At 71.6% G+C, this 12,706-nt stretch carries 10 protein-coding genes; 6 read left to right on the top strand and 4 right to left on the bottom strand.

What is annotated here, in order from left to right; genetic code table 11:
* Nucleotides 1-96: 96 nt before the first annotated feature.
* Nucleotides 97-630 (top strand): YceI family protein, encoded by a 534-nt coding sequence (locus tag ABFX36_RS08690; RefSeq protein ID WP_346075947.1) that lies wholly within the window; start codon nt 97-99, stop codon nt 628-630.
* Here the strand turns inward: ABFX36_RS08690 and ABFX36_RS08685 are convergent.
* A complete protein-coding gene (locus ABFX36_RS08685) occupies nt 627-1,808 on the bottom strand; it encodes a type VII secretion-associated protein (RefSeq protein ID WP_346075945.1) in 1,182 nt (393 codons plus the stop codon). The two genes, ABFX36_RS08690 and ABFX36_RS08685, sit on opposite strands and share 4 nt — an antisense overlap.
* Entirely contained in the window at nt 1,805-5,755 is a 3,951-nt protein-coding gene (gene eccCa / locus ABFX36_RS08680) for a type VII secretion protein EccCa (RefSeq protein ID WP_346075943.1), read from the bottom strand. The genes ABFX36_RS08685 and eccCa overlap by 4 nt, the downstream gene beginning before the upstream one ends.
* 161 nt (nt 5,756-5,916) lie before the next feature.
* Here eccCa and eccD point away from each other — a divergent pair, with 161 nt between their 5' ends.
* Together eccD and mycP are read left to right on the top strand one after the other, a co-directional pair.
* Nucleotides 5,917-7,368, top strand: a complete 1,452-nt coding sequence (gene eccD / locus ABFX36_RS08675; protein WP_278126547.1) for a type VII secretion integral membrane protein EccD — start codon at nt 5,917-5,919, stop codon at nt 7,366-7,368.
* Nucleotides 7,365-8,684, top strand: a complete 1,320-nt coding sequence (gene mycP / locus ABFX36_RS08670; RefSeq protein ID WP_006898019.1) for a type VII secretion-associated serine protease mycosin — start codon at nt 7,365-7,367, stop codon at nt 8,682-8,684. The genes eccD and mycP overlap by 4 nt, the downstream gene beginning before the upstream one ends.
* A gap of 27 nt (nt 8,685-8,711) precedes the next feature.
* On the opposite strand, the gene ABFX36_RS08665 is transcribed toward mycP, so the two are convergent.
* On the bottom strand, nt 8,712-9,665 hold the full coding sequence (locus tag ABFX36_RS08665) for a 4-hydroxy-3-methylbut-2-enyl diphosphate reductase (RefSeq protein WP_081598154.1): 954 nt from the start codon (nt 9,663-9,665) through the stop codon (nt 8,712-8,714).
* A 34-nt stretch (nt 9,666-9,699) separates the two neighbouring features.
* Here ABFX36_RS08665 and ABFX36_RS08660 point away from each other — a divergent pair, with 34 nt between their 5' ends.
* The 3 genes from ABFX36_RS08660 (at nt 9,700) to ABFX36_RS08650 (ending at nt 11,958) form a co-directional block, all read left to right on the top strand.
* Nucleotides 9,700-10,413: a lipid droplet-associated protein gene (locus tag ABFX36_RS08660; RefSeq protein WP_006898021.1), complete on the top strand. Its 714-nt coding sequence runs from the start codon at nt 9,700-9,702 to the stop codon at nt 10,411-10,413.
* Between the two features lie 64 nt (nt 10,414-10,477).
* A complete protein-coding gene (gene xseA, locus ABFX36_RS08655) occupies nt 10,478-11,722 on the top strand; it encodes an exodeoxyribonuclease VII large subunit (RefSeq protein ID WP_006898022.1) in 1,245 nt (414 codons plus the stop codon).
* The gene (locus ABFX36_RS08650) at nt 11,719-11,958 is read left to right on the top strand and encodes an exodeoxyribonuclease VII small subunit (RefSeq protein WP_346075940.1); all 240 of its coding nucleotides are present in this window, start codon (nt 11,719-11,721) and stop codon (nt 11,956-11,958) included. Before xseA ends, ABFX36_RS08650 begins: the two co-directional genes overlap by 4 nt.
* A 78-nt stretch (nt 11,959-12,036) precedes the next feature.
* Here the strand turns inward: ABFX36_RS08650 and ABFX36_RS08645 are convergent, their stop codons facing one another.
* Nucleotides 12,037-12,606 carry a DUF4245 domain-containing protein gene (locus tag ABFX36_RS08645; RefSeq protein WP_006898024.1) on the bottom strand — a complete coding sequence of 190 codons (570 nt, stop codon included), beginning with the start codon at nt 12,604-12,606 and terminating at the stop codon, nt 12,037-12,039.
* Nucleotides 12,607-12,706: the final 100 nt, after the last annotated feature.

Below are 12,706 nucleotides of genomic sequence, written 5' to 3'. Positions count from 1 at the left end.
GCACTCTGTTGACGCAGGGCACCAGCGATCTAGCTTACGCGGGCTCGTCGACGCGGGTCAAAACGCGCGTCCGGCTGGGTCCGTATCGTCGAGAGCATGACTTCAGTGATCAGCATCGGTCCCGGCGACGGCGCCCTCACCCTGCGCACCGGCGTCGCCGGGCGGGCGTCGCGGACCGGCCACAGCTTGACGATCGGGTTCGACGCGTGGCGAGCCGACATCGCCTTCGACGGCGACACTCCGGTCTCCGTGGCGCTGCGGGTGGACGTCGACTCCCTGCAGGTGCTCTCGGGCGAGGGCGGGCTGACTCCGATGACCGGTCCGGAACGGCTGGTCGCGCGCGCCAACGCTCTCAAGTCGCTGAAATCGTCCGCCTTCCCCGAGATCGTCTTCCGGGCCGGCGGCGTGTCGGCGAGCGGCGACGGCTACCGGTTGTCGGGCGATCTGACGATCTGTGGAGTCACCGAGCCCCACACCGTCGACGTGGCGGTGGACGGCAGCACCGTCTCCGGGCAGTCCGCGGTGACGCAGACGGCGTTCGGGATCAAGCCGTATTCGCTGATGATGGGCGCCCTGAAGGTGGCCGACGAGGTGGTCGTGACGCTGGAGGCGTCGGTCACCGTCTCCTAATCGCTCACCACACGCAGGGAACCCACGGCCCCGCGGCACGGACCGTCCACCGACTCCTCCCCCGTGCCCGTCTGACAACCGATGCTGATCTGCGTGCCGCTCTCGACGGCCACGTACCAGGCCACGGGAGAACCCGACGCCGGCGTCTCGCGATACCCGATCACGCGACGGCCCGCATAGCTCACGTCGGCCGCGAACTCGGCCACCGCGTCGTCCCCGCGCTGCGCGATGCGGTTCCGCAGGCTCTCCGCGACTGTCGCGACGGTGGAACCGCCCCGCAGCCGCGAGACGACGACGATCAGCCGCCTGCCGTCGTCGGGGGCCGCGAACACCGTGCGGCTTCCGGCGGTCGCATCGTCCCCGTCACTGCGCCGCCACTGGCCCGGAACGGCGAGTTCGGCCCGGCCCACCCGGACCGTCTGCTGCACGGACCGCTCCGGCCGCGGCCAATGCGCCCACCCGGCGGTCGCGGCTGCGGCCAGCACCAGCACCGCGGCGACGGCTGCCGGCGCGCGCAGTCCCCGGCGCGACGCGGCGATCGGCGGCGCGGGCAGGCCGGCGAGCAACTCCGCGGCACTCACCGGGCCGAGCCGACCTCCGTGCCTGGTCAGAACCGTTCTGTCGACGGCCATCGCGCGGACACCGAAGGCTTCGAGCAGCAACCGCTGGGCGGCGGCGACCGATTCCGGATCGGGACCGTCGACGAAGACCGCGTCGGCGGCGCGCAACGGAGCCGACCACCCGGGTTCGGCCGATATCCGGCGCGGGAGGTCCACCGCGCCCCGCCCCAGCGACCACCGGCCGTCGGTGCGAGTCACCGTGTGCACGCTCCAGTGTCCGCCGGTGGCCGGCAGCATCCGGGTCTCCACCACGGCGCAGCGGTGCACGGTCGCGTCGGCGTGCGAAGCGGCGATCGCCACCGCCCGTGGAACGGGTTCGGCGGCGGCGCCCACGGAGGCGAGTTCGCCGACCAGAGCCTCGGTGCGGACCGGTCCCCATACGGTGGGCAGCAGGATCCGGGAGGCGCCGGCGGCGCGCCGCATCACCTCGCGCAGCGCCTGCCGGGCGAGGGCCCGCCGTTCGGCGCAGTCGATGTCCTCCAGCAGCGTCGTCAGGTCCACGGTGCCGCCGGGACCGGTCACACGTCCGTACGCGAGATCGATCACCGGGCCGCTCACGCCCGTTCTCCCAGCGCGACCTGGACGATCTCCGGCGACCGGTTGCGCGACACCAGTTCGCCGCGGCCGGCCGGCAGCCGCTGCAGGCGGTGCCTGCCCACCACGTAGCCCTCGTCGGGGTCGCCGTTCATCAGGAGGACATCGCACGAGAGGTCGCGCAGACAGGCGATCAGCGGATCGAACAGCGCTCGGCCGACACCGCCGGATCGGCGCGTGAGGATCAGCCGGAAACCGATGTCGCGACCGTGCCCGAGCAACTCGATCAATGGCGACAATGGATTCCCGGACGCCGTGGCGACGAGGTCGTAGTCGTCGACCACCAGATAGACGGTGGGCCCCGACCACCAGCTGCGGTCGACGAGTTGTTGCGGTGTCACGTCGTCGCCGGGCAGCCGCGCGGCGAAGTACTCGGCGAGTTGCGCCATCATCGGCCGCGCCGTGCGTTCGGAACTGGCGTAGCCGCCCAGATGCGTCTCCGGCACCTCTCCGAGCAGTCCGCGACGGTAGTCGACGAGGACGAGCTTGACCTCGTCCGGATCTCCGCCGGCCACCAGTCCGCGGACCAGCGTGCGAAGCGTCTCGGTCTTGCCCGATTCGACGTCGGCGAACACCAGCAGGTGCGGCTGGGCGTCGAAGTCGAGGACGCACGGCCCCAAGTCGGTCTCCGACAGCCCGAGCGCTACCGTACCGGCCCGCGTCCCGGCTCCCTGCGCGGCGACGGTCTCCGCGAGCACGGAACCGTCCACCACTCGTGCGAGAGTCCGCACCTCCGGAGCCCGGCGATCGCCGTATTCCCGCGCGACGGCCTCGACCAGCTTCGCCGTTCCGGCGGACACATCGGTCGCGTCGGCGACGCCGTCCACCCGCGGCAGCGCCACCAGCAGGTGCTTCTCCTGCGCGGTCAGCCCGCGGCCCGGCCGTCCCTCCGGCACTCCGGCCGCGGCGCGGCGGCTCATCTCGGAATCGAGGGCGTCACCGAGCCGCAGTTCCACGCGACCGGCCATCAGGTCCTTCATGGCGGGCCGGATCTCGCCCCACCGCGACGCGCTGACCACCACGTGCACGCCGTACGCCAGCCCCGTCGAGACGAGGGCGTCGACCTTCTCCTCCAGCGCCTCGAAGTCGGCCCGGAGCACGCCGATCCCGTCGATGACCAGGAAGACGTCGCCGTACCGGTCGTCGGCGAAGCGGCCCGCAGCGCGCGCCGCGCGGTACTCCCGCATCGACTCGATGCCGTCCTCGGCGAAGCACGCCTCCCGGCTCGTCTTCACCGCCAGGATCTCGGCGAGCGTGCGGCGGATCCGGTCGTGCTGGACTCGGGTGGCCACCGAGCCGACGTGCGGCAGACCATCGAGTGCGGCGAGCGTGCCGCCGCCGAAGTCCAGACAGTAGAACTGCACCTGTTCGGGGGTGTGGGTCGTGGCGGCTCCGCAGATCAGGGTGCGCAGCGTGGTGGACTTGCCCGACTGCGGACCGCCCACGACAGCGACGTGCCCGGCCGCACCCGCGACGTCGAGCCATGCGGTGTCGCGCCGCTGCTCGAACGGCAGGTCGATGACCCCGTACGGAAAGGTCAAGGTGCCGGGTGCGGTGTCGCGTGCCAGCGCATCGAGGGTGATCGCCCGCTCCAGCGGCGGCAACCACACCCGATGCGGGGTGCGGCCGTGCCCGGCCAGTGCCGCGACCACCGTCTCGAGCACCGTCGCGGACGGACCCTCGTCGGCCTGGCCGTCCGGCTGCTCCGTGGCCGGTTCGGCGAGCGGGACCTCCGCGGTGGTGAACGCGACCGGCCGGGTCTGCGCACACGACGCGGAACCGGCAGACGGCCCCGCCGGTGGTCGATAGGGGCCGGAGACGAAGCACGTGTTGAAGCGTGTCGGCGCCGACGAATCGCACTTCAGGTAGGCCGCGCCGGGCGCACTCGGCAGGTGATAGGCGTCGGGGACGCCCAGCACAGTCCGGGACTCGTTGGCGGAGAAGGTCTTCAATCCGATCCGGTACGAGAGATGACTGTCGAGCCCGCGCAGCCTGCCCTCCTCGAGACGCTGGGACGCGAGCAGCAGGTGGATGTGCAGGGAGCGCCCCAGCCGGCCGATCGCCACGAACAGGTCCGCGAATTCCGGTTTCTGCGCGAGCAGTTCGGAGAACTCGTCGACGACGATGAAGAGGGCGGGCAGCGGGTCGAGCGGCGCCCCCGCCCGGCGGGCCTGTTCGTAGTCGGTGACATTGGCGAAGTTGCCTGCGGCGCGCAGCAGTTCCTGACGGCGGTTCAGTTCGCCGGAGAGTGCGTCGCCCATCCGGTCCACCATCGCGAGTTCCTGCTCGAGGTTGGTGATCACCGCGGCCGTGTGCTTGGCCTGCTCCAGACCGAGAAAGGTGGCCCCGCCCTTGAAGTCGACCAAGACCAGGTTCAACTCGTCCGGGGAGTGCGTCGCGATCAGCGCGAGGACGAGGGTGCGCAGCAGTTCGCTCTTGCCGCTGCCGGTGGCGCCGATGCACAGCCCGTGCGGCCCCATTCCGCCGTGCGCGCTCTCCTTCAGGTCAAGGTGCACGGGAGCGCCCTCCGGGGTGTAGCCGATCGGCACGCGCAGTCGTTCGGCACCGAGGCGCCCGCGCCAGGCCGACTCCGGGGTGACGCGGCCCGCGTCTCCCAGACCCAGCAGTGCGGGCAGTCCGGGATCGCTCGCGAGAACCGGCGTGTCGAGATCGAGCAGGGCGTCGAGCGACGCCGGGCGGTACCGGGCGAGCCTGCGCGCGACGGCTTCGGCGCACGGCCCGGACAGCCGGTCGGCGACGGCGAACTCCTCCAGTCCGGCGGCGGTGCGGGCGGCGACACGACCGCCGGACACCGTCAGCTGCAGCCCGCGACGCACCGCCAGCGGGCTCGGTGCGGTGCCCAGACTCACCACTGTCACGCCGTCGAGGCCTACGCCGCCGATCAATTCGTCGTCCACATCGACGCGATCGGTGTCGACCACGATCAACAGATGGGACGTCGCCGGAGAGTCGGCCGTCCGGCTGAAACCCGCGCGGGCCGCGAGATCGGCGGCGAGGTCGTCGCCGAGGGCGCCGAGCGTCGGGTACACCATGCGCACGGCACCGAGCCCGTCCCGACGAGCCGGATGGCCGATGTGCGGCAGCCACTTGACCCAATCCCATTCGGCGTCGAGCGGATCGTCGGCGACGACCGCGATCCTCAGGTGGTCCGGACCGTGCAGTACGGCCAGCGAGCACAGCATGAACCGCAGCAGGGCGCGCACCTGCACCGGATCCCCGAGCAGGCTGACCGCCGGGAATCCGCGCAGCGCGATCGCCGTCGGCAGTCCGTCGACGGCCGCATGCGCGGCAGCGAAACGTCTCAGCGCCACCGCCGACACCGGCTCCAGGTCGTCGCCCGGCGGCGTCTCCGGCGGCACCAACGCGGTCGCGAGGCGGTGTGTCCCGCGGCCGACGCGGACATGGCCGAAGTCGTCGTCGGTGAATCTGCGCTCCCACATCCGGCGGCCCCCGACCAGGCCGATCAACGCTCCCGGATCCGGATGCCGCCACTGCGCCGATTCTCGTTGCGCTGCAGCCGTTTCGGCGACATCGTCGCGAAGCTGACCGAGATGGCGCAGATAGTCCTTGCGGTTCTCATTCACCTCGGAGGCCCGCTCGGGACCGCCGCGCCCGCCGGATGCCAGCATTCCCACCATCGACATCACCATCATCAGCGGGAACATCAGAAACATCGGATTCGCCAGTGCCCCAGCGCCTCCGGTCATCACCATCATGGCGACCATGCCGATGACGGCGACCACCATGACCGCCGGCAGAAGCCGCACCAGCAGATTCGGCGGCACTGCGCGCGACAGCTCCGGCGGCGCGGTCAGCTCGATCTCCCCGTCCGGCGGAGCCTCCACGACGATCCGCGGACGACGCGCGAAACCGATTGTTGCACTGCCCATTCGAGCCCCCCAGCTCTGATTCGGCCGCCGCGTGAGGCCGGTTGAGCGATTTCCCCCAATCGCTGACCGCGACGACTCCCGACATGGTTATCTCGACGACGTCCTCGCCTCACGGGCGATGGAAGAGGTTGTATCAGGAACCTTGGGGGAAGGTTTGCCGAATGACCGTGTTGACCGAACCGGACATGATCCGGACATCGATCGTGGGTGGGAGCACTCAACTCGACGCAGGCCTTCCGGCCGGCGTGCCGATCGCGGCGCTGATGCCCGATCTTCTCGACGCTCTGCGGGTCCGGGTGGACGACAGCGCTGAACCCGCGAACTGGACACTCGCCCGCATCGACGGAACCGCCTTGGCCGCCGAGCACACTCTCGCGCAGTGCGGGGTGTGCGACGGCGATCTGCTGGTGATCCGCACTGCGCCGGCCGATGCCGGGACGGTGCTGATCGACGACGTCGCCGACGGTGTGGCGGCGGCTCTGCAGCGGGACCGCTTCGGCTGGTCGTCGGACGCCTCACGCATGGTGAGCTATCTGGTCTTCCTGGTCGCGGTGGTCGGGGCCGTCCCGGCCGGCCGCTGGGCGGCGGCCGCCGGCGACGCTCCGGTGGTCCTCGCGGTCTCGGCCCTGGGTGCGGCGGTCTCACTCGGGGCGGCACTGTCCGGCCGTCGCCTGGAGAGCGACCCGCGGACCTCCGCCGTCCTCAGCATCGCGGGCTGCGTCCTCGGCGCCGTCGCGGCCTCGCTCGTCGTGCCCGGCGCGGCGGGCGGAGTCCAGCTCGCGTTAGCGGGCATCGCTGCCCTGGCCGGTGCGGTGATCGGATACCAGGGCACCGGCCGGGCCGCGGCGGCCCACACCGCGATCGCCGTGGTCGGCGGCGCAACCGCGGCGACCGGGCTGCTCGCCACGGTGTGGGCGCCGTCAGTGCGGGATCTGGCCGCAGTCGTCGCGGCGGCGGGCGTCGGCCTGGTGCTCTGCGCGCCGCGAATCGCGATCGCCGCCGGACGTCTGCCGTTGCCGTCGGTGCCGAACACTGCGCCGGCGGCACCCGACGGGACCGATCCCGCGGTGGTCGACGGCGTGGACGCGGTCCGGCTCTCGACCCGCGATCCGCTCGGCGCAATCGCCGACCTCGCGCTGGGCGACCTCGACGCGCTCGCGCGCCGCGCCGCCGTGACCGCATCGATTCTGACGGGCGCACTCGCCGGTGCCGTCCTGGTCACCGGGGTCGCGACCGCGGCCGTCGCCGCTGCGGCGTGCGGATCGCCGGTGGCGCTGGGCTACTGCGCGTGCATCGTGGTGGCACTCGCCGCCCGCGGCCGGACGCACGCCGACCGGCTGCAGTCGGCTCTGCTGGTCGGGGCGGCCGGGATCATCGGAGTCGTCGCCGCGCTCGCCGCCGTCGCGGGGTCCGGCCCGGAACCGGTCTGGGTGTTCGCGGGGACGATCGGCTGGGCGGTCGGCGCTCTGCTGCTGGGCACGGTCGCATCCGGCCGCGACTACTCTCCGCCCGCCGTGCGCGCCGTCGAGATCGCCGAATACGCCGCGCTGACCGCGGTGATTCCGCTGCTGCTCTGGGTCCTGGACGTCTATCAGGCGGTCCGGACCCTGTGATCCGGCGGATCGGCGCGATCACGGCGGTCGCGGCGGTCGTCTGGTTCTCCGGCGCGGGTGCCGCCGTGGCGGTCCCGGCGCCGGTGATCGCCCGGGCGACGGTCTCGGCCGCACCGCTGGGCCCGCCCGAGCCGACCGAGCAGCGCGCCCGCTGCGCGACCACCGCCGACGCGGACACCGCAGGCGAACCCGCGGGCCACCGACTGCTCGACGTGGCAGCGGCCCATCGGTTCAGTCGCGGCGCCGGCGTGTCCGTGGCGGTCATCGACACGGGTGTGAGCCCGCACACCAGGCTGCCGCGCCTCGTCGCCGGCGGCGACTACGTCGGGACCGGCGACGGACTGTCGGACTGCGACGCCCACGGAACGCTGGTCGCGGGCATCATCGCAGCACAGCCCTCCGCCGACGACGACTTCGTCGGTGTGGCGCCCGAGGCGACCATCATCTCGATTCGGCAGTCGAGCGGAGCGTTCAGCGCCCGGGGCAGCGGAGCCGACGACGCCGTGGTGGGAGCCGGATACGGCCCGCTCACCACTCTCGCGCGGTCGGTGGTACGGGCCGTCGACCTGGGTGCACGGGTGATCAACATCTCAGAGGTGGCATGCGCACCCGCCGCCGGTCCGCTCGATGACGGTCTCGTCGGGACCGCGCTGGCCTACGCGCGTGAGCGGGACGTGGTGGTGGTCGTGGCAGCCGGGAACCTGACCGAGACCACGGCGTGTCGGGAGCAGAACCCGTCGGGTGCGGCCTCGGTCGAGCAGGCGTGGGCGCGACTGCGCACGGCCGTCACCCCGGCGCGATTCGCGCCGCTGGTGCTGACGGTGGGCGCCGTCGCGGCCGCCGACGGCGCAGCGGCGGACTTCAGCCTGCGCGGGCCGTGGGTGAGCGTGGCGGCGCCGGGCACCGATGTGGTCAGCGTGATGCCGGGCTCGGGCGGCCCGCGGCTCGCCGGCGGCCTGCGCACCGGCGACGGGGTGGCCCCGCTCGCCGGCACCAGCTACGCGGCGCCGTACGTGTCGGGCCTGGCGGCGCTGATCCGGTCCCGGTACCCGCGACTGTCGGCCGCTGAGGTGATCGACCGCATCGTCGACACGGCGCACGGCGGCGGCCGGGACGACGCCGTCGGCAGCGGGGTGATCGATCCGCTCGCCGCACTCACCGACGACCCCGAGGTGCGCGCCGCTCCGGGTCTGCGGCCGTTGGCTCTCCCCGACGATGAGCCCGAGTCGGGCTCCGGTGCGGGCGTCATCCTCGCGGGTGCGGGTTTCGCGGCTGTCGCCGTCGTGGGCGGACGCCTGCTGCGCCGCCGCCGATGATCGCTGCCGAGGCGATGGGCGCCGCGGTCAGCGGGGATTGCGGGCGGGCCGCAGTTCGCGCGGCAACGCGAAGGTGAGCGTCTCCTCGGCGGTGGTCACGGTCTCGACGTCCGCGTAACCGTGCTCGGCGAGCAGATCCACCACCCCGCGGACGAGGACCTCCGGGACCGAGGCACCCGAGGTGACGCCGACCGTGGTGACGCCGTCGAGCCAGGCCAGGTCGATGTCGCGGGCGTAGTCCACCAGGTAAGACGCCTCGGCGCCGTTCTGCAGCGCCACCTCCACCAGCCGCTGCGAATTGGACGAGTTCTGCGAACCGACCACGATCACCAGCTCGCACCGCGGCGCCATCGCCTTGACAGCTACCTGGCGGTTCTGGGTGGCGTAGCAGATATCGTCCGACGGCGGGTCGTTCAGCAGCGGGAACCGTTCCCGGAGCCGGGACACCGTCTCCATCGTCTCGTCCACCGACAGCGTGGTCTGCGACAGCCAGATCACCCGCGACTCGTCGCGCACCTGCACGTCGTCGACGGCGTCGGGTCCGTCGACCACCTGGATGTGCTGCGGGGCCTCGCCGGCGGTGCCCTCGACCTCCTCGTGGCCCTCGTGGCCGATCAGCACGATGTCGTAATCGTCGCGCGCGAACCGCTTCGCCTCCTGATGCACCTTGGTGACCAGCGGGCACGTCGCGTCGATGGTCTTGAGGCTGCGCTGCGCAGCGCTCTGGTGCACCTCGGGAGAGACTCCGTGGGCGGAGAAGACCACGATCGCACCCTCGGGCACTTCGTCGGTCTCGTCGACGAAGATCGCGCCACGCTCGGTCAGCGTGTCGACCACATGCCGGTTGTGCACGATCTCCTTGCGGACATACACCGGCGCACCGTGCTTGTCGAGGGTCCGCTCGACAGTCTCCACGGCCCGGTCGACGCCTGCACAATATCCACGGGGCGACGCGAGAAGGACGCGCTTACTATCAGCCATGAACTCCAGGGTACGGCTGTGAGAGAGTTAGTACATGAGTCGTCCTCCATACGCTGCCCGCGTGGTCGCCGGTCTGGTCGCCACCACCATCGAGGAAACCCGCAAACTGCCGACGCGAGTCATCACTCTGCCGATGGGTGCGGTGAGCCGGAGTCTGCAGGCCGGCATGCGACTTCAGCAGAACATCGCCGAGCTCGCCATCAAGGGCGACGAGCTGCTCGCGCCGCTGTGCGACAAGTCTCAGGAACAGCCCGAGTGGGCGCGGTTCGACGAAGACGACGACGCGGAGGCGGCGAGCCGGCCGCTGCGTGCCGACGCGCCGGCCACTGTTCCGCAAGCCCCGGCCCGCGCCCCTGAGATGAACTCCGCGACAAACCACGCTGAGACGAGCGCCGCCGAGGCCTCCGCTGCGAGCCCCGACGAGTCCGCCGCCGACAGCGCCGCGCCCCCGGCCAACGCCGGACGTTTCGCGCTCTACAGCTCGGCTCCGGCCGACGTGGCCGCGGGCCCCACCTCTACGACGCCGGATGCCGCAGCGTCGCCGGAGCATCTCCCGGCCGCCGTCGCCGCCCTCGACTACCCGACGCTGACGCTGGCCCAGCTGCGCGCCAAGGTCCGCGGGCTCGGCACCGAGGAACTCACCGAGATCCTCGAGTTCGAGAAGGCGAACCGCAATCGCACGCCCTTCGTCACGATGCTCGACAACCGCATCGTCAGCCAGCAGAAGAAGGCCGAATCCGCGCAGTGAGCAACCGCGCAGTGACAACCGGCGCAGTGATCGACCCGGCCCGGCTCTGCACCGGGGTTCCGCGATGACGCCCGAGCAGGGGAACACCGCCGAGAATCCGTGGCCGGTGCGCACGCTCAGTTTCAAGATCGCGGACTGGATCCACCGGCTCGGGCAGGTGTGGGTGGAAGGTCAGATCACCCAGCTGAGCCTGCGCCGCGGCACGCGCACCGCTTTTCTGACGTTGCGCGATCCCGCCGCCGACATCTCGATCTCGGTGACCTGCGACCCGGGTCTGCTTCAGCGGAGTCCGGTGCCGCTCACCGAGGGCGCCCGGGTGGTGGTGTACGGCCGGCCCAACTTCTACACCGGCCGGGGCACTCTGTCGCTGCGGATCACCGACATCCGGCCGGTCGGCATCGGCGAACTCCTCGCCCGGATCGAACGCGTCAGGGCCCTGCTCGCCGCCGAGGGGCTCTTCGACGCCCGCCGGAAGAGGCCGCTGCCGTTCCTCCCCCACACGATCGGACTGATCACCGGCCGCGCCAGTGCCGCACAGCGCGATGTGATCGCCGTCGCGACCGCCCGGTGGGACGCGGTGCGGTTCGAGGTCCGGGATTCGCCCGTGCAGGGACCGACCGCGGTGCCTGCGATCGTCGAGCACCTCGCGGCGCTGGACGCCGCACCGCACGTCCAGGTCATCGTCATCGCGCGCGGGGGCGGCAGCGTCGAGGACCTGCTCCCCTTCTCCGACGAGACGCTGCTGCGCGCCGTCTCCGCCTGCCGGACCCCCGTGGTGAGCGCGATCGGCCACGAACCCGACAGTCCGCTGCTCGACCTGGTGGCCGACGTCCGCGCCGCGACGCCGACCGATGCCGCCAAGCGTGTGGTGCCGGACGTCTCGGCCGAACTGCAGGGAATCGCCGAGTTGCGCCGGCGCAGTGCCCACGCGCTGCGCAACTGGGTGCACCGGGAGGAACGGGTGGTCGAGGGGCTCCGGGCCCGGCCCGTGCTCGCGAACCCGCTGCGCATGGTCGACGACCGGCAGGACCGTGTCGACGGCGCAGTACGCGACATCCGCCGCAGTGTCCGGCACCTGGTGACTGTCGAGGAGCATCGCACCGAACGTCTCGCATCGCAGCTGTCGACCCTCGGACCAGCGCAGACGCTCGCCCGCGGATACGCCGTGGTGCAGCGCACCGACTCCGACCAGCCGCACGCGGTCCGCTCGGTGGACGACCTGCCGGCCGGAGCGGCCGTGCGCATCCGCGTCGCCGACGGATCGGCCGCGGCAGTGATCTCGCCGACCACGAAGGAGAGCCGACAGTGACCGATCCCGGAGCCGATTTCACGCCCGTCGGCGAACTCGACTACGAGCAGGCTCGTGACCAATTGTCGGAGGTGGTCACCGCACTCGAGCGGGGTGGACTGGGTCTCGACGAGTCGCTGGCGCTCTGGGAGCGCGGCGAGGCGCTGGCCAAGCGGTGCACCGAGCATCTCGAGGGAGCTCGATCACGGATCGAGGCCGCACTGAACGACGACGCCGACACCGACGACGAGGACTGAGGGACGAGGGCTGGCGGACGAGGACTGGCAGACTAACTACCCCGCAGGCCCCGTGGCCGATCCGGCGACCGGCTCGGGTCAGGGACGCTTGGACGGCAGCGGTTCGGCCTCGGTGACCGCCTTCGCGAGGGTCTGCATGTCGGAGTCCGCGCCGCGGCTCACCACGCCCACTCGCACGTCGCCCATGTCGGCGATCCATGCCTTGCGGTGATCGTCGCCGGAGTAGGTGACCCAGCGCTGGCCCGAGATCTCGCGCACGCCACCGCCACTCGCGCCGTCGCCGAGCAGCTTCGGAACCAGCTGCTCCTCGGTCGCGGCGGTCTGCGTCAGCTGGATGTAGACGCCGTTGGGGGTGATCCAGCCGACGTTGCTGGAGAGAGTGGCGCCGATCTCCTGAGTCGAACCCGAATTGGCCTTCCAGTTCGCGGGCAGTTTCGGCTCCCGGATCGGGAACGGCATCGACTCCGCATCGGCGTGCAGACCTGCACTGACGTTGAAACTGGGAATCTTCTGCTCGGTCGCCGAGTTGCCGAAGCCCCAGGAGCAACTGCCGCTGACCCCGGCCACGATCAGCGCGATCACCAGCAGCGGGATGAGCGACCAGACGAGGTCTCGTCCGTCTTGCAGGATCCGGGGTTTCTGGGCCATGGCTTCGATTATCGCAGTCGGGCGCCGCCCCCAGCCAATCGCCGGTCCCGGCCATGAAAGAATCGAGGTCTAGACCTCATCAAGGTTCGCAACGAAAGTG

It is taken from the genome of Gordonia cholesterolivorans, from assembly GCF_039531975.1.
GTDB lineage: Bacteria > Actinomycetota > Actinomycetes > Mycobacteriales > Mycobacteriaceae > Gordonia > Gordonia sihwensis.
Note: the sequence above shows the minus strand (reverse complement) of the source record. Positions and strands in the feature narration are given on the sequence as shown.